The following is a 17,220-nucleotide window of genomic DNA, read 5'->3' on the forward strand; positions in this document are numbered from 1 at the left end:
GTTCTCAGCCCTTCTTTTCCACGAGCTCGACGAACCGGTCGAACAGGTAGTCCGCGTCGTGCGGGCCGGCGGCGGCCTCGGGGTGGTACTGGACGGTGAAGGCGGGCACCTCGATGCCGCGCAACCCCTCGACCACGTTGTCGTTGAGGCAGACGTGCGAGACCTCGACGCCGCCGAAGTCGGTGTCGATCACCTTGTTCAGCGGGGCGTCGACGGCGAACCCGTGGTTGTGGCTGGTCACCTCGACCTTGCCGGTGGTCCGGTCGAGCACCGGCTGGTTGATGCCACGGTGGCCGTAGCCCAGCTTGTACGTCCCGAAGCCGAGCGCTCGGCCGAGGATCTGGCTGCCGAAGCAGATGCCGAACAACGGCACCTCGCGGCGCATCACCTCCTGCGCGAGCGCGACCGGGCCGTCGGCCGTGGCCGGGTCACCCGGGCCGGGTGAGAAGAACACCGCGTCCGGGCTGACCGCCAGCAGGTCCTCGATGCTCGACGAGGCCGGGAAGACGTGCGTGGTCACGCCGCGGGCGGCCAGCCGCCGGGAGACGTTGCGCTTGATGCCCAGATCCAGCGCGGCGACCGTGTAGCGGTGCTCGCCCTGCGCCGGGACGGTGTAGCGCTCGCCGGTGGTGACCTGCGCGGAGAGGTCGGCGCCGAGCATCTGCGGCTGGGCCAGGACCCGCTCCCGCAGAGCCTTCGGGTCCAGCTCGACCGACGAGATGCCGACCCGCATCGCGCCGCGCTCGCGCAGGTGGCGGGTGAGCGCGCGGGTGTCGATGCCGCTGATCCCGACGATGCCCTCGGCGGCCAGGCGCTCGCCCAGGTCACCCTTGGAGCGCCAGTTCGACGGGCGGCGGGCCGGGTCGCGGACCACGTAGCCGGCGACCCAGATCCGGTCCGACTCGTCGTCCTCGTCGTTGACACCGGTGTTGCCGATCTGCGGCGCGGTCTGCACCACCACCTGCTTGTGGAACGACGGATCGGTGAGAACTTCCTGGTAACCGGTCATGCCGGTGGTGAAGACGGCCTCGCCGAACGTCTCGCCGACGGCGCCGTACGCCGTGCCGGAGAACGACCGGCCGTCCTCCAGCACCAGAATCGCCTTGCTCACTTGACTGCCTTCCCGTCCAGAACCGTCGCTTCTCCCCGCAGGAAGGTCGCCACGATGCGACCGGGCAGGGTCATACCCGCGTACGGCGTGTTGCTGCTCCGGCTCGCCAGGCCGCCCGGCTCGACGACCCAGCGCGCCGACGGGTCCACGAGCGTGAGGTTCGCCGGCGAGCCGGCCTTCGTCAGGTCACCGCCGTGCCCGGCCAGCCCCGCGATCCGGGCCGGCGCGATCGACATCCGGTCGGCGATCAGCTCCCACTTCTCCCCGAAGACGCTGAGCACGATGGGGAGCGCCGTCTCCAGACCGAGCATTCCCGGGCGGGCGTACGACCATTCGCACTCCTTGTCCTGCACGGCGTGCGGCGCGTGATCGGTGGCGACCACGTCGATCACGCCGTCCAGCAGCGCCTGGCGCAGGGCGTCGACGTCCCGCGCCGTACGCAGAGGTGGGTTGACCTTGAAAACCGGGTCGTAACCGCTCGCCATCTCGTCGGTCAGCAGCAGGTGATGCGGAGTGACCTCGGCGGTCACCCGCACGCCCCGGGCCTTCGCCTGGCGCAGCACCTCGACCGAACCGGCCGTGGAGACGTGACAGACGTGCAGGCGGCTGCCGACGTGCTCGGCGAGCAGCACGTCACGCGCGATGATCGCCTCCTCGGCGACCGCGGGCCAGCCGGTCAGCCCGAGCCGGGTGCTGACCTCGCCCTCGTGCATCTGCGCGCCCTCGGTCAGGCGCGGCTCCTCGGCGTGCTGGGCGATCACGCCGTCGAACGCCTTCACGTACTCCAGGGCGCGGCGCATCAGCTTCGGGTCGGCGACGCAGAAGCCGTCGTCGGAGAAGATCCGCACCTTCGCGGCGGAGGTGGCCATCGCGCCCAGCTCGGCCATCTGCTTGCCGGCCAGGCCGACCGTGACCGCGCCGATCGGCTGCACGTCGACCAGGCCGGCCTCGCGGCCCAGGCGCCAGACCTGCTCGACCACGCCGGCGGTGTCGGCGACCGGCGAGGTGTTCGCCATCGCGCAGACCGCGGTGTAGCCACCGAGGGCCGCGGCGCGCGAGCCGGTCTCGACCGTCTCGGCGTCCTCGCGGCCCGGCTCCCGCAGGTGGGTGTGCACGTCGACCAGGCCGGGCAGGGCCACGAGACCGGTCGCGTCGATGACCTCGGCTTTGTCATCCGATCGGTCGGTGATCAAGCCGTCATCGCCGAGGTGCAGGTCGGTCGGCTTACCGCCGAGAATCGAGACGCCCTTGAGCAGGTACGCCATCACTTGCCTCCCAGGAGCAGGTAGAGGACGGCCATCCGGACGCTGACGCCGTTGGCGACCTGTTCGACGATCGTGGAGCGGGGCGAGTCGGCCACCTCGGGCGCGATCTCCATCCCGCGGTTCATCGGGCCGGGGTGCATGACGATCGCGTGCTCCGGCATGTTGCGCATCCGCGGCAGGTCCAGGCCGTAACGCCGGCTGTACTCACGCGCGGAGGGGAAGTACGAGTCCTGCATGCGCTCGGTCTGGACGCGCAACATCATCACCACGTCACTGTCCGGGATGACGCTGTCCAGGTCGTAGCTGACCTTCGTCGACGGCGACAGGGCGGCCGCCACGTCGAGCGGGATCAGGGTGGGCGGGCCGACGAGCGTGACCTGGGCGCCGAGCGTCGAGAGCAGCAGGACGTTCGAGCGGGCGACCCGGCTGTGCAGCACGTCGCCGACGATCGAGACGCGCAGGCCGTCGAGGCGGCCCAGGCGCGAGCGCATCGTGTACGCGTCCAGCAGCGCCTGGGTCGGGTGCTCGTGGGTGCCGTCACCGGCGTTCACCACCGAGCCCTCCACCCAGTTCGCCAGGCGGTGCGGCGCGCCGCTCGCCGAGTGGCGGATGACCACCGCGTCGGCGCCCATCGCCTGCAGGGTCAGCGCGGTGTCCTTGAGGCTCTCGCCCTTGGAGACGCTGGAGCCCTTGGCCGAGAAGTTGATCACGTCGGCGGAGAGGCGCTTGGCGGCCGCCTCGAACGAGATCCGGGTGCGGGTCGAGTCCTCGTAGAAGAGGTTGACCACGGTGCGGCCGCGCAGCGCGGGCAGCTTCTTCACCTCGCGGCCGGAGAGCGCGGCCATCTCGGCGGCGGTGTCCAGGATCAGCGTCGCGGTCTCGGCGTCCAGATCCGCGGCGGAACGCAGGTGCTTGATCACTGCAGGCCTCCGATCAGTCGTACCTCGTCCGTGTCGTCGATCTCGGTGACAGCGACCTTGACGCTCTCGCTCAGCGCGGTGGGGATGTTCTTGCCGACGTAGTCGGCGCGGATCGGCAACTGGCGGTGACCGCGGTCGACCAGGACCGCGAGCTGCACCGAGCTGGGCCGGCCGAGGTCCTTCAGCGCGTCCAGCGCGGCGCGCACCGAACGGCCGGAGAAGAGCACGTCGTCGACGAGGATCACCCGCAGGCCGTCGATGCCGCCGGGCGGCAGCTCGGTCCTGCCGAGTGCGCGGGTGGCCTTGAGCCGCAGGTCGTCGCGGTAGAGCGTGATGTCGAGGGAGCCGACCGGCACCTCGACGCCCTCGAAGGCGTGGATGCGGGCGGCCAGCCGGTGCGCGAGCGGGACACCGCGGGTCGGGATGCCGAGCAACACGGTGCCGGTGGCGCCGGAGGTCTTCTCGAGGATCTGATGGGCGATGCGGTCGACGACCCGGGACAGGTCGGACCCCGCCAGAATGATCTTGCTGGGCGCGTCTGCGCGTGGCTGCGCCACGGCGGACCTCCTTCCCCGCCTCACGGGACGGGTCGTTAAAGGATGTCTGATCGGGCGGTTTCCCGCTCGATGGCTGACGCTACGTTACCAGTGGATGAAGCCGTGACCAGGGTGACCTGCCCAACCCACGGACATATCCGACAAATCCAGCAACTAGGGATACAGCCGGTAACTTTGGTGCGGCCCGCACGACTCATCGGTAACCAGCACTTGACCGGCGGTCGCAAACTCCGTACCGTCACGCAGCGTAGCGATCCGTGAGGAAGAACCCTCCGGGCCGAGCACAGTACTGGGAGTGTCCGAATGCCGTCTGAGTACGCGAAGTCGCTGGGCGCTCGCCTGCGCTCCATTCGCCAGCAGCAGGGCCTGTCCCTGCAGGGCGTCGAAGAGAAGTCCAACGGTCGCTGGAAGGCCGTTGTGGTCGGCTCGTACGAGCGCGGCGACCGTGCGGTCACCGTGTCCCGTCTGGCCGAACTGGCCGACTTCTACCGTGTTCCCGTCTCCGAGCTGCTGCCCGATGGCAGTGGCATCCGTCTCGAGGCTACCAACAAGATCGTCCTGGACCTCGAGAAGCTGTACGACACCACCGGTGAGGACCTCGCCTACGTGGCGCGGTACGCCCGGGCAATTCAGCAGCAGCGTGGTGACTACAACGGCCGGGTCCTCTCGATCCGCGCCGATGACCTGCGCGCCCTCGCGATCGTCTACGACATCTCGCCGTCCGGCTTGATCGAGCGACTGACCGAGCAGGGCGTTCTGGTGGCCGACCCCCGGGCGTTCTTCGCCAGCTGACATCGGCCGCACCACCGGCTGATACTGCTTCACGACAGAAGAGCCCGCGTCGGCCCCCCAAGATCGACGCGGGCTTACTTCATGCCCGGAAACTCCCGCCCCGCCCCGGCGGCCACCGTCGCGTGACTGACCCCGCGACGCCGTTGCGTGACTGACCAGCGGCCACCGTCGCGTGACTGATCCGCGACCCACGCCCGACACCGTTCCCGCCGGGCCGCCGGCGCTCGCTCAAGCGCCTGGGCCGCCCACGACGGGCCGCCCCGCTTCCCGCAAGCCCGGCAGGGCGCGGCTCACGACGTACCACATCGGATTTTTCAGGTTCTGAAACCACAAACGGCCCGGACCGAAGAGGTCCAGGCCGTTATGCGTATTTCTGGGCTTCTATCGCGTGGCGAAAGCCGCGATCCGATCCAGCAGACCGTTGAGGAAGCGCGGACTGTCGTCGGTCGACATCTCCTTCGCCAGCTCGACCGCCTCGGTGATCGCCACCGGATCGTCCACCTCCGGCTCGAACAGCAGCTCGTAGACGGCGATCCGGGCGAGATTGCGGTCGACCGCCGGCATGCGGTCGATCGTCCAGCCCTCGGCGTAGCTGGCGATCAGCTCGTCGATCCGGTCCAGGTGCTTGGCGACGCCCTCGATGAGAGTGATCGCGTAAGCCAGGTGCTCGGGATGCGGCTTGGCGATCCGTTCGAGATACGTGACAAGCACCTGGCCCGGCGGCAGATCACGAAGGTCGGCCTCGAAAAGGACGTCCAGCGCCCGCTTGCGCGCCTTGCGACGCGCCAGCCGTTCCTTCTTGGGACCTTCCGCCATCAGCTGCGGCCGAGGTAGCGGCCGTCGCGGGTGTCGACCTTGATCTTCTCACCGGTGGTGATGAAGAGCGGAACCTGAACCGTGGCGCCGGTCTCGATCGTCGCCGGCTTGGTCCCACCGGTCGACCGGTCGCCCTGCAGGCCCGGCTCGGTGTAGGTGACCTCGACGAAGACGCTCGTCGGCAGCTCGACGTAGAGCGGGACGCCCTCGTGCAGCGCCACCGTGATCTCGGCCTCGGGCAGCAGGTAGTTGGCGTTGTCACCGACAGTGGCGCCGGGGACGGGAATCTGGTCGTAGGTGTCCAGGTCCATGAAGACGTAGTCGTCACCGTCCTGGTACAGGTATTGCATCGTGCGCTTGTCCACGGTCGCGGTTTCGACCTTGGTGCCCGCGTTGAAGGTCTTGTCGACGACCTTGCCGGACAGCACGTGCTTCAGCGTGGTCCGCACGAAGGCGGGACCCTTACCGGGCTTGACGTGCTGGAACTCAACGACGGACCACAGCTCCTTGTCGAGGTTGAGAACCAGGCCGTTCTTCAGGTCGTTGGTGGAAGCCATGTCCTGCCTTGATCTTGACGCGAATCGTTGACCGAACCACTTTACCGGCGGCGCCCTGGTAAGAGCGAATCGGGTCTACCGGGCGATATGCTCCAGAGCGAGCCGATAGCCGTCGAACCCGAGCCCGGCGATCACACCGGTCGCCACGGCCGAGATCACCGAACGATGCCGGAACTCCTCGCGGCTGTGGACGTTGGAGATGTGCACCTCGATCAGCTTGCCGCGCAGCATCGCGCAGGCATCCCGGACAGCGATGTTGTAATGCGTCCACGCCCCCGGATTGAGCACCACGTCGGCGCCCTCGTCGGCGGCGTCGTGCAGCCAGCCGAGCATCTCGTGCTCGGCGTTGGTCTGCCTGACCTCGACCCGGACGCCGAGATCGTCGGCGACCGTCCGGCACATGTCGGCCAGGTCCTTGTACGTCGCGCTGCCGTAGACATCCGGCTCGCGGGTGCCCAGCCGGTTCAGGTTCGGCCCGTTCAGCACGTAGATCATCGCGCCACCGCCGCGAACGCCCGCCGCAGCAGGTCGTCGTCCGGCCCGGCGAGGATGCCCGGTTTCGCCAGGCCGTCCAGAACCACGAACCGCAAGGTCGCGGCCCGCGTCTTCTTGTCGACGCGCATGCTGTCCCTGAGCTCCGGCCAGGCGCTTTCCGGGTACGCCGTGGGCAGGCCGAGCATCTCGAGCACCGCCCGGTGACGCGCCGCCGTCCCGTCGTCCAGCCGCCCCGACAACCGCCCCAGCTCGGCCGCGAAGATCATGCCGACCGCGACCGCGTGCCCGTGCTTCCACGTGTACTTCTCGCGGCGCTCGATCGCGTGACCCAGCGTGTGCCCGTAGTTCAGGATCTCCCGCAGGCCGGACTCCTTCAGATCCACCCCGACCACGTCCGCCTTGACCCGGATCTTCCGCTCGACCAGCTCACGCAGCACGTCACCGCGCGGGTCGAGGGCCGCCTCCGGGCTCTCCTCGATCAGCTCCAGGATCCGCGGGTCGGCGATGAACCCGCCCTTGACCACCTCGGCCAGCCCCGCCGCGATGTCCGCACGCGGCAGGGTGTCCAGCGCGTCCAGGTCACAGAGCACGCCGGCCGGTGGGTGGAAGGCGCCGACCAGGTTCTTCCCGGCGGGGATGTTGACGGCGGTCTTGCCCCCGACCGCGGCGTCGACCATGCCGGCGACCGACGTGGAGACCGGCACCCAGCGGACCCCGCGCAACCAGGCGGCCGCGACATAACCGGCCAGATCCGTGGTGGCGCCGCCCCCGACGCCGACCACGACGTCGGTGCGGGTGAAGCCGGCCGCGCCCAGCTCGTCCCAGCAGCGGGCGGCGACCTCGACGGACTTGCCCTGCTCGGCGTCCGGCACCTCGATCGGGATCGCCGTCCCGGCGCCGGCCGCCTTCGCCACCGCCTCGGCCCGCTCCCGCAGCGTCGGCGGGTGGATCACGGCCACCCGGGCGGCACCCTCGATCAGGCTCGGGAGCTCGTCGTCCAGCCCCCGGCCGACGATCACGTCATACGGACGGTCACCCGCCACCGGAATTCGCGTCACCACGCACGCCACCCTATCGGCGCCGCCATCGCGCCGGGGCCGCGCCGCCGCCGGTTCCGTCAGGTGGGCGTTCGCCGACCACAGCGGGTCACCATCGTCGCGGTTCTCCGAGCGGTCACGGCTACCGACAGACACCCGCGCGCCGGCGCGGCCGTGAGGCGGCGCGGGGGCATCGTCGCAGAGCGCGACCGCAGCCCCGCGCGACCGTAGCCCGGCGCGACCGTAGCGCGAGGTTCGGCGTGGTAGCGGTGGCGGCGCGGGTGGCGGTCCCGGCTGGTTCTCATGGGCGTTATTCGTGCCTCATAACGCCCATGAGAACCAGCCGAGGGGCCTCAGCCGGCGAGGAGGGCGACGACCTCGGGGGCGATCTCCGCGAGCTCGCGGCCGTCGGTGACGACCGTGTGCGTGGCGACCTCCAGATACAACGGTCGACGCTGCTCCAGCAGGTACTTCAGGGTGGCGCGGGGATTGATCGCCAGCAGCGGCCGGCCGGCCCCGAGACCGACACGCTTCAGCGCGTCGGAGAGCTCGACCGACAGGTAGACGACCGTGTGGCCGGCGAGCAGTTTGCGGGTGGAGTCGTCGAGGATCGCTCCCCCGCCCAGGGCCAGGACCCCGTCGAAATCGGCCAGCATCTCCGTGACGACCTCGCGCTCCATGATGCGGAACGCGGCTTCGCCCTCGTCGACGAAGATCTCCGGGATGGGCTTGCCGGCGCGCTGCTCGATGATCGTGTCGGTGTCGGCGAACGGCACGCCCAGCGCCTGCGCGACCGCGGCACCCACAGTGCTCTTGCCCGCGCCCATCACGCCGACCAGGACGGCGGCCGGGGCCATCAGCGGGTCACCCCGGCACGAACAGCGGCCGACCCCATCAGCCGGGTAATCCGGGGACGAGCGGCGGCCGGGGCCATCAGCGGATCACCAGATTTTCCCGGTACGACGTGAGGTTGCGGCGGATCTCGGCAACCGAGTCGCCGCCGAACTTCTCGGTGGCGGCCTCCGCGAGCACCAGCGCGACCATCGCCTCGGCGACCACCGCGCCGGCCGGGACGGCACAGACGTCCGACCGCTGGTTGATGGCGGTGGCCGGCTCGCCGGTGACGATGTCGACGGTCTGCAACGCCCGGTTCAGCGAGGAGATCGGCTTCAGCGCGGCCCGCACCCGCAGCGGCTCACCGTTGGTGATGCCGCCCTCCAGGCCACCGGCCCGGTCGGTGACGCGGCGCACGCCGTCGGGCGTCGGGACGATCTCGTCGTGGGCCACCGAGCCACGCGAACGTGCCTGGGTGAAACCGTCACCGATCTCGACGCCCTTCACGGACTGGATCGACATCAGGGCGGTGGCCAGCCGGGCGTCGAGCTTGCGGTCCCACTGCACGTGCGAGCCCAGACCCGGCGGGACGTGATAGGCCAAGACCTCGACGATGCCACCGAGCGTGTCGGCGTCCTTCTTCGCGGCGTCGACCTCGGCGACCATCCGGGCGCTGGCGTCCGGGTCGAGGCAGCGCAGTGGGTCGGCGTCGATGCGGTCGAAGTCGTCCGGCGTGGGGATCAGGCCGGACTTCGCGGCGACCGAGCCGAGCTCGATCACGTGCGAGACGATCTCGATGCCGAGCGCCTGCTTGATCAACTGCTTGGCGACCACCCCGACGGCGACGCGGGCCGCGGTCTCCCGGGCGCTGGCGCGCTCCAGGATCGGGCGGGCGTCGGTGTGCCCGTACTTCTGCATGCCGGCCAGATCGGCGTGACCGGGACGCGGGCGGGTCAGCGGGGCGTTGCGGGACAGCTCCGCGAGCACGTCCGGGTCGACCGGGTCGGCCGACATGACCGTCTCCCACTTGGGCCACTCGGTGTTGCCGACCCGGATCGCGACCGGGCTGCCCAGGGTGAGGCCGTGCCGGACGCCGCCGATGAACTCGACCTCGTCCTGCTCGAACTTCATCCGGGCGCCGCGGCCGTAGCCCAGGCGGCGGCGCACGAGGTCACGGGTGATGTCGGCGCTCGTCACCTCCACGCCGGCGGGAACACCCTCCAGCAGCGCGACGAGAGCCGGACCGTGCGATTCACCTGCGGTAAGCCAGCGCAACACGGTTCACAGTCTGGCACGGGCCCGAACCCGGTCCGGCGAGTGGTACACCGCATCCCGCGTTCCGGACACCCACCCCGTCCAGGGCCTTCGCATATCACCTGCTCCGGACACCGCCCCGCGGAAGCGGGACCCGCCCGGAGGCTTCGCTTCAGTGGGGTTCCTGCTCTGACCGCGACCACCCACGGAGGTCGCCCTGGAGGGCTGAGCGTTCTGGGCGCCCCGCGCCCTGCTCGGCCCGGAAGGGTCCCCGCGGGAGCGACGATCCGGACCACAGCGGAGGCAGGCAATGAAGAACTTGATCTTGATCTTTTGCGGTCTGCGGTCAGCGGCTCCGGCCGGCATCGCCGAATGCCGTCAGCGGCTCCGGCCGGCGTCTTCGAACGTGGTCAGCGGCTGCGGACGGCCTCGTCGAGAGCGGCCCGCATCGCCTCTTCCGGCGCCTCGGCGACGCCGGTGAACTGCTCGAACTGGCTGAGCGCCTGCGCCAGCAGCAGATCGAGACCGGACACGACGGCGAGACCAGCGGCGGCCGCGGAGGCCGCGAGCGGCGTCGGCCACGGGTCGTAGATCGCATCGAAGAGGACCGTGCCGGGGCGCCAGGTGACCTCGGCCCCGAGATGGTCGGCGGCGCCCTTGGGAACCGTGGAGATCACCGCGTCGGTGTCGAAGGCGGCCGCCGCGGCGGACCAGGCGACGCCGGTCAGCTCGAGGCCGAGCGCGCCGGCGACCGGCTCCAGCTCGGTGATCGACTCGGCGCGGCGGGCGGCCACGGTGACGGTCTCGGCACCCAGCTCGGACGCGGCGGCGAGCGCGGCACGGGCGGTGCCCCCGCCGCCGAGGACGGTGACCCGCGGCGGGGCCTCCTTCGCGGCGTGCCGGCCGGTGCTCCTGCCGACGCCCGCCTCCCGCAGGACCCGGACCATGCCCGGGACGTCGGTGTTGTCGGCGTGCCAGCCGTCGGCCTGCCGGACCAGCGTGTTCGCCACGCCGGCGGCGATCGCGACCGGTGTCGCGGAGGTCGCCAGCTTGAGCGCGGCCTCCTTGAGCGGCATGGTCAGCGACAGGCCGGCCCACTCGGGACCGAGGCCGGCGACCAGGTCGGGAAGCTCGGACTCGGCACACTCGATCGCCTCGTAGGTCCACCCGGTGAGCCCGGCAGCCGCGAAGCCCGCCCGGTGGATCACCGGGGAGAGCGAGTGCGCGATCGGCTTGCCGAGGACGGCGGCCCGTCGCGTACTGGTGATCTGCACAGCGGTCCCCGTCCTCGTGGTCCAAACGTCGCCGCCGTAGTGTACGGAATCCACCTCCCGGGACGGTTTCACCCGCCCCGCGCCCGGCCGGTCGTCAGGGTCCCCGGTGGCCCGTCAGCAGAGCGGGATGCCGTTCTGGCAGGCCAGCAGCCGGTTCTTGTCGTGGTCGGCGGCCGTCTTGCCGTAGGCCATGGTGCCCTTGGTGTCGATGCTGATGAAGAAGAAGTACGGGAAGTTGTTCGTCGGGCTCATCGCACCCTTGAGCGCGGCCTTGCCCGGGTTCCCGATCGGGCCCGGGGGCAGACCCGGCTTGTCGTGCGTGTTGTACGGGTTCTTCGGGTTGTGCAGTTCCGCGTTCGTCAGGTGCTCGGACGCCTTCGTCCCCTTGCCGGTGATCCGCAGCCAGTAGTTGACGGTGCTGTCCAGGCCGAGGCAGTGGCAGGGGAAGTCCCCGTACGCCCGGTTGTAGACGACCCGGGACACCTTGGCCATGTCCTCGTCCTTGAGCGCCTCGGCCTGCGCGATCGACGCGACGATCAGCGCCTGGTACGGCGTGATGCCGCCGCGCGTCCTCTGCACGGTGGGGAGGAACTCCAGCTGGTCCATCTCCGCGGTGAAGTTCGCGATGACCGCCTTGAGCACGCCGGTGGCGTCCGCCTTCGGCGAGAGCTCGTAGGTCGCCGGGTACAGGAAGCCCTCGATGTCGGTCTGGTCGGCCTTCTTGCCGTCACTGCGGGTGAACCAGGCCGGGTCGACGCCGAGACCCACCGGGTCCTTCGCGGCCTTCTCGAAGTCGGCCACCGGAATCTTCGTGGCCTCCGACAGCTTCTGGAACGTCTGCTGGTACGAGAGCCCTTCCGGCAGGGTCACCTTGTTGACCCAGCGGGCGTTCGGGTCGAGCAGCAGGCTGACCACGTCGGCCGCCTTCATCTCGACCTTCAGCCTGTACCACCCGGCCTGGATGTTCTTGCTGCGGGTGTTGTCCTTGGCGGCGTCGACGAACGCGTCCACCGAGGCGACGACCTTCTGGTTGTACAGCGTGGTGCCGATGTCGGTGGCCGATTGACCGGACTTCACCTCGACGATCGCCTCGGCCCCACCTGGGCCTGAGTAGTCGTCGGCGACGAAGATCCCCTTCACCTTGCTGTACGCGAACCATCCGCCGCCGGCCAGCAGGCCGAGCAGGACGAGACTGAGGAAGAACGCGATCGTGGACCGCCCGGCCCGGCCGGCCTTGCGGGCCCGGGGCCGCGCCTCGTCCTCGGTCGCCTGCTGCTCTTCCTCCAGTACCGCGTCCAGGTCGTCGAGCATTACCGCCTCCGCTGTGAGTCCGGCTTGCGAGCCCCCGGCTGGAAGTACGAGCCGAAGAGTGCCACGGATCGATCCTGGACGCTACCTCACAGTGACGGCCGGTAGGTTTCACCCACCGGCCGTCAACGTGGCACATCACTCACTCAGCAGAGCGGAATACCGTTCTTGCAGGCGATCTGAATGTTGGCCTTGTGCTCGTCGAAGGTCTTGCCGTAACCCATGGTGCCCTTTTTGTCGATCGTCACGAAGAAGAAGTAATCGCTCTTCGGAGCGTCGATGGCACCCTTGAGGGCGACATCCCCAGGACTACTGATCGGGCCGACCGCCATACCCTTGACGTCGTAGTTGTACGGGTTCTTCGGGTCGTGCAGCTCTTTGGCGAGCAGATTCTCCGACGCCTTCGGGTCCTTGCCGCTGATGCGCAGCCAGTAGTTGACCGTGCTGTCGAGCTGCAGGCAGTTGCACGGGAACTTACCGGTGTAGGCCCGGTTGTAGAGCACTCGCGCGACCGGGCCCATGTCCTCCGGCAGCAGTGCTTCGACCTGCGCGATCGACGCGGCGACCAGCGCCTCGTACGGCGAGATGTTGAGTTTGGCGGCCTGGTTGACGAAGTCCAGGTCGTCCATCTCCCGGTTGAAGTTCTTGATGATCATCTTGAGGACGTCCTCGGCCTTGGCGTCCCGGGGGAGCTCGTAGGTCGCCGGGTACAGGAAGCCCTCGATGTCGGACGTATTGACCTTCTTGCCGTCCTTGCGCTTGAACCACAGCGCCGGCACACCGAGCTTCTGCGGGTTCTTCGCGGCGGTCTTGAAGTCGTCGACCGGGATGCCGGTCGCCTTCGACAACCGGTCGAAGATCTGCAACGAGATCAGGCCCTCAGGGATGGTGATCTTGTTGACGTTCTTGTTCTTCAGGTCCAGCAGCATGGTCAGCGCGTCGGCGGCCTTCATCTCCTTCTTCAGGAGATACGATCCGACCTGGATGTCCTTGCTCTTCGGGTTGTCCTTGGCCGCGTCGACGAAGGCCGCCGCACTCTTCACCACACCCGCCTTGTAGAGGGTGTTGGCGATGTCGGTCGCGGTGTTGCCGGACTTCACCTCGATGGCGACCTCGCCACTGCCCGGCCCGTCGTAATCCTCGACGGCGAAGAAGCTCCGCACCTTGTCGAAGCCGACGTAGCCGACACCACCGAGCGCGCCGAGCAGCAAGATGACCAGCGTGAAGGCCAGAAACGTCCGGCCCTTCCCGCCCTTCTTCTTGGCGTGTCTCCAGCGGCCTCGATCCTCGGCGTTCTCGAACGCTAAATCCAGGTCGTCGTCGCTCAATTAAGTCTGCCTCCGCTGCGCGTCCAGCCAGCCCTGCAGGATCTCCACGGCGGCCGCCTGATCGACGACCGCGCGCTGCCGACGCCCTCGAACGCCCCGCTCGCTCAGCCTACGACTGGCGACGACGGTCGACATCCGCTCGTCGGAGAGCACGACGGGCCGCGGCGCGACAACCGCGCCGAGCCGCTCCACGTACGCCCGGACGTGGCCGGCCGCCACGCCCTCCCGCCCGTTGAGCGCGACCGGGAGACCCACGACGACCTCGACGGCCTCGTGCTCCTCCGCCAGCCGGGCCAGCTCGGCCATGTCGGCGGGGATCTTGTCCCCGTCGGCCTGCTGATCCCGTGCCACGGTCACGACCGGGCTGGCCAGGATGCCGTCCGGATCGCACTTGGCGACTCCGACCCGCACCTGCCCGACGTCCACCCCGAGGCGCACCCCCCGGGTGAAGCCCTGCGTCACGCTCTCTCCCTGCATGCCGGCAAACCGCATCTCCTTGTCCCCGAACAGGCTTGTCGACGAGGGGGAACCATTATCGACGCACGCCGATGCATGGCTCCCGATCGCGGGCAAAGCTTAACTGTTCCGCCCCCCGTTACAACGGCCCCCTGTGCCAGGGCTGGGAATTCTCAAGGAAAAGGAAAGGATCCGTCGCGCTGGGCGACGGATCCATTACCAGTCAATTCTCAGACGGCGACGGTGCTCAGCCGAGCTCGGCAATCGACTTCTCGACCGACGCCAGCAGGTTCGGCGCCTCGGCCGCCGGAACGCCACCACCCTGCGCCAGGTCGGCGTTGCCGCCACCCCGGCCGGACAGCGCGCCCTTGACCAGGTCGCCCGCGGACAGGCCCCGGCCCTTCGCGGCCGCGTTGATCGCCACGATCAGCGACGCCTTGCCGTTCGCCCGGGAGGTCACCGCGACGACGGCCGGCCGCGCCGGGTCGAACTTGCCGCGGATGTCCTGCGCCAGCGTGCGCACGTCGTTGCCGGCCGCGCCCTCCGGCGCCTCAGTGCCGACGAACGCCACCCCGCGCAGGTCCTTCGCCTGGTCGACCAGCGCGCCCGCGCCGGCCAGGACCATCTGCGCCCGGAGCTTCTCCAGTTCCTTCTCCGCGTCGCGCAGCGCCGTGACGGTCTGCTCCACCCGGTCCGCGACCTGGTCGCCGGGCACCCGGAACAGGTCCGCCAGGCGGGACACCAGCAGGTGCTCCTTGGCCAGGAAGCCGAACGCGTCGATGCCGACCAGGGCCTCCACCCGGCGGACGCCCGAGCCGATGGACGACTCGGTGAGGATCTTCACCAGGCCCAGCTGGCCCGACCGCGCCACGTGGGTGCCACCGCACAGCTCGCGGGCGTAGTCGCCGACCTCGACGACGCGGACCTCGTCCCCGTACTTCTCGCCGAAGAGCGCCATCGCGCCCAGCCGCCGCGCCTCCTCCTGCGAGGTGATGAACGCGGTGACCTCCAGGTCACGCAGCAGCACCTCGTTGATCTGCTGCTCGACGTCGAAGAGCACCGACGGGTTGATCGCGCCCGGGGTGTGGAAGTCGAACCGCAGCCGGCCCGGCGCGTTCAGCGAGCCCGCCTGGGTCGCCGACTCGCCGAGGAAGTTGCGCATCGTCTGGTGCACCAGGTGCGTCGCGGTGTGCGAGCGCGAGATCGCCTTGCGGCGGATCACGTCGATCTCGGCGAGACCGCTCTCCCCGGTACGCACCTCGCCCTGGATCACCCGGGCCTTGTGCACGATCAGGCCGGGGATCGGCTGCTGCACGTCGACGACCTCGAGCCGGCCGCCGCCGACCTTGATCACCCCGGTGTCGGCCTGCTGACCGCCGCCCTCGGCGTAGAACGGGGTGGTGTCCAGCACCAGCTCGACGAAATCGCCCTCGCCGGCCACCTCGACCCGGCCCTTGTCGCCGATCAGCGCCCGGACCCGGGACTCGCGGACGACCTCCTGGTAACCGGTGAACTCGACCGCGCCGCCGGCGTCGAGCGCCGACCGGTACGCCGAGAGATCCGCGTGGCCGGTCTTGCGCGCCTTCGCGTCCGCCTTCGCCCGGTTCCGCTGGTCGGCCATGAGCCGGCGGAAACCCTCCTGGTCGACCTGCAGGCCCTGCTCCTGCGCGATCTCCAGGGTCAGGTCGATCGGGAACCCGTACGTGTCGTGCAGCTGGAACGCCTTGTCACCGGAGAGCTGCTTGCCGCCCGACGTGCGGGTCTCGGTGATCGCGGTGTCCAGGATCGTGGTGCCCGCCTTGAGCGTGGAGAGGAACGCGTCCTCCTCCGCGTACGCGTACGTGGAGATGCGCCCGAACTCCTCGGCGAGCTCCGGGTACGACGGGGACATGCAGTCCCGCGCGATCGGCAGCAGGATCGGCAGCGCCGGCTCCTGCCAGCCGAGCAGCCGGATCGCCCGGATCGCGCGGCGCATGATGCGGCGCAGCACGTAACCGCGGCCGTCGTTGGCCGGCACCACACCGTCACCGATCAGCATCAGCGCGGTACGCACGTGGTCCGCGATCACCCGCAGGCGCACGTCGTCGGGGTGCGACTCGCCCGCGACGTGGCCGGAGTGCGCGCCGTACTTCTTGCCGGTCATCTCCGCGGCACGCGCCAGGATCGGGCGGACCTCGTCGATCTCGTACAGGTTGTCGACGCCCTGCAGGATCGACGAGATGCGCTCCAGGCCCATGCCCGTGTCGATGTTCTGCTTCGGCAGCGGACCGACGATCGTGAAGTCCTCCTTCGACTTCACGTCGGTGATCTCGTTCTGCATGAAGACCAGGTTCCAGAACTCCATGAACCGGTCCTCGTCGACCTCGGGGCCGCCGTCCTTGCCATACTCCGGGCCACGGTCGTAGAACAGCTCCGAGCACGGGCCCGCCGGACCCGGGATGCCCATGTGCCAGTAGTTGTCCTTCTTGCCGCGGCGCACGATGTGCGACTCCGGCACACCGATCTTGCGCCACAGCGCGAACGCCTCGTCGTCGTCCAGGTACACCGTGGGCCAGATACGCGACGGGTCCAGCCCGAACCCGCCCTCCGCCACCGGCTTCGTCGACAACTCCCAGGCGAGGTTGATCGCGCCTTCCTTGAAGTAGTCGCCGAACGAGAAGTTGCCGTTCATCTGGAAGAACGTGCCGTGGCGGCTGGTCTTGCCGACCTCGTCGATGTCCGGCGTGCGGATGCACTTCTGCACACTGACCGCACGGGTGAACGCCGGGGTCTGCTGACCCAGGAAATACGGCACGAACTGCACCATGCCGGCGTTGATGAACAGCAGGTTCGGGTCGTCGATGGCCGGCAGCGGGGCACTCGGGACCACCGTGTGCCCGTTCGCCTCGAAATGCGCCAGATAGCGCCGCTTGACTTCCGCCGTCTTCATCGAATTCCCTCCTGCGAACCGGGCTGCTCGTCCTCGCGCAGCTCGGCGAACTTGTCCTCGTACAGAACGCCGTCGGCGAACGCCTGGGCGATCTGCTGTTCCCGCTCGGCCATGCCGTCGCGAACGTCTTCCACGAAGCTACGCATCGACTCCACGAGCCCGCCAGCGGATTGCGAGAGGGAGGTGGCGATCCCGGTGGGCGTGAACTCCTCGGCCTTCTGCGTGAGCTTGCGCACGACAAGAGCACCGACGGCCAGGCCCACACCGAGCCAGAGCAGGCGTTTCAT

Annotated in this window: 17 protein-coding genes; 1 reads left to right on the forward strand and 16 read right to left on the reverse strand. The window is 69.4% G+C overall.

Features of this window, described 5'->3' with window-relative positions; all coding sequences use genetic code 11:
* Window positions 1-4 precede the first annotated feature (4 nt).
* The 4 genes from carA to pyrR are packed head-to-tail and all read right to left on the reverse strand — an operon-like array spanning window position 5 to window position 3,877.
* Complete coding sequence (carA, locus tag Acy02nite_RS18385) at window positions 5-1,111, reverse strand: glutamine-hydrolyzing carbamoyl-phosphate synthase small subunit (protein WP_203742161.1); 1,107 nt, start codon at window positions 1,109-1,111, stop codon at window positions 5-7.
* Entirely contained in the window at window positions 1,108-2,379 is a 1,272-nt protein-coding gene (locus Acy02nite_RS18390; protein ID WP_203742162.1) for a dihydroorotase, read from the reverse strand. Before Acy02nite_RS18390 ends, carA begins: the two co-directional genes overlap by 4 nt.
* Window positions 2,376-3,296, reverse strand: a complete 921-nt coding sequence (locus tag Acy02nite_RS18395; RefSeq protein WP_203742163.1) for an aspartate carbamoyltransferase catalytic subunit — start codon at window positions 3,294-3,296, stop codon at window positions 2,376-2,378. The genes Acy02nite_RS18390 and Acy02nite_RS18395 overlap by 4 nt, the downstream gene beginning before the upstream one ends.
* Complete coding sequence (pyrR, locus tag Acy02nite_RS18400; RefSeq protein WP_425548169.1) at window positions 3,293-3,877, reverse strand: bifunctional pyr operon transcriptional regulator/uracil phosphoribosyltransferase PyrR; 585 nt, start codon at window positions 3,875-3,877, stop codon at window positions 3,293-3,295. The genes Acy02nite_RS18395 and pyrR overlap by 4 nt, the downstream gene beginning before the upstream one ends.
* Before the next feature lie 279 nt (window positions 3,878-4,156).
* Here pyrR and bldD point away from each other — a divergent pair, with 279 nt between their 5' ends.
* Entirely contained in the window at window positions 4,157-4,645 is a 489-nt protein-coding gene (gene bldD, locus Acy02nite_RS18405) for a transcriptional regulator BldD (protein WP_014446326.1), read from the forward strand.
* A 381-nt stretch (window positions 4,646-5,026) separates the two neighbouring features.
* On the opposite strand, the gene nusB is transcribed toward bldD, so the two are convergent.
* The 12 genes from nusB to Acy02nite_RS18465 all read right to left on the reverse strand — a co-directional run bounded on the left by nusB (window position 5,027) and on the right by Acy02nite_RS18465 (window position 17,220).
* The gene (nusB, locus tag Acy02nite_RS18410) at window positions 5,027-5,461 is read right to left on the reverse strand and encodes a transcription antitermination factor NusB (RefSeq protein ID WP_203742167.1); all 435 of its coding nucleotides are present in this window, start codon (window positions 5,459-5,461) and stop codon (window positions 5,027-5,029) included.
* The gene (gene efp / locus Acy02nite_RS18415) at window positions 5,461-6,018 is read right to left on the reverse strand and encodes an elongation factor P (protein ID WP_203742169.1); all 558 of its coding nucleotides are present in this window, start codon (window positions 6,016-6,018) and stop codon (window positions 5,461-5,463) included. Before efp ends, nusB begins: the two co-directional genes overlap by 1 nt.
* A 75-nt stretch (window positions 6,019-6,093) precedes the next feature.
* On the reverse strand, window positions 6,094-6,513 hold the full coding sequence (aroQ, locus tag Acy02nite_RS18420) for a type II 3-dehydroquinate dehydratase (RefSeq protein WP_203742171.1): 420 nt from the start codon (window positions 6,511-6,513) through the stop codon (window positions 6,094-6,096).
* Window positions 6,510-7,574 carry a 3-dehydroquinate synthase gene (gene aroB, locus Acy02nite_RS18425; RefSeq protein WP_425548168.1) on the reverse strand — a complete coding sequence of 355 codons (1,065 nt, stop codon included), beginning with the start codon at window positions 7,572-7,574 and terminating at the stop codon, window positions 6,510-6,512. Before aroB ends, aroQ begins: the two co-directional genes overlap by 4 nt.
* A gap of 329 nt (window positions 7,575-7,903) precedes the next feature.
* Entirely contained in the window at window positions 7,904-8,407 is a 504-nt protein-coding gene (locus Acy02nite_RS18430; protein ID WP_203742173.1) for a shikimate kinase, read from the reverse strand.
* A gap of 76 nt (window positions 8,408-8,483) precedes the next feature.
* Window positions 8,484-9,662, reverse strand: coding sequence for a chorismate synthase (aroC, locus tag Acy02nite_RS18435; RefSeq protein WP_203742175.1), 1,179 nt, complete (start codon window positions 9,660-9,662; stop codon window positions 8,484-8,486).
* Window positions 9,663-10,048: 386 nt separating this feature from the next.
* On the reverse strand, window positions 10,049-10,906 hold the full coding sequence (locus Acy02nite_RS18440; RefSeq protein WP_203742536.1) for a shikimate dehydrogenase: 858 nt from the start codon (window positions 10,904-10,906) through the stop codon (window positions 10,049-10,051).
* 120 nt (window positions 10,907-11,026) lie between these two features.
* Window positions 11,027-12,223 (reverse strand): endolytic transglycosylase MltG, encoded by a 1,197-nt coding sequence (gene mltG / locus Acy02nite_RS18445; protein ID WP_203742177.1) that lies wholly within the window; start codon window positions 12,221-12,223, stop codon window positions 11,027-11,029.
* Window positions 12,224-12,366: 143 nt separating this feature from the next.
* Complete coding sequence (gene mltG / locus Acy02nite_RS18450; protein ID WP_203742179.1) at window positions 12,367-13,548, reverse strand: endolytic transglycosylase MltG; 1,182 nt, start codon at window positions 13,546-13,548, stop codon at window positions 12,367-12,369.
* On the reverse strand, window positions 13,549-14,010 hold the full coding sequence (ruvX, locus tag Acy02nite_RS18455; RefSeq protein WP_438820863.1) for a Holliday junction resolvase RuvX: 462 nt from the start codon (window positions 14,008-14,010) through the stop codon (window positions 13,549-13,551).
* Window positions 14,011-14,251: 241 nt separating this feature from the next.
* Entirely contained in the window at window positions 14,252-16,933 is a 2,682-nt protein-coding gene (alaS, locus tag Acy02nite_RS18460; RefSeq protein WP_203742183.1) for an alanine--tRNA ligase, read from the reverse strand.
* The gene (locus tag Acy02nite_RS18465; RefSeq protein ID WP_203742185.1) at window positions 16,930-17,220 is read right to left on the reverse strand and encodes a hypothetical protein; all 291 of its coding nucleotides are present in this window, start codon (window positions 17,218-17,220) and stop codon (window positions 16,930-16,932) included. The genes alaS and Acy02nite_RS18465 overlap by 4 nt, the downstream gene beginning before the upstream one ends.

The sequence above is a fragment of the Actinoplanes cyaneus genome (assembly GCF_016862095.1).
Classification (GTDB): domain Bacteria; phylum Actinomycetota; class Actinomycetes; order Mycobacteriales; family Micromonosporaceae; genus Actinoplanes; species Actinoplanes cyaneus.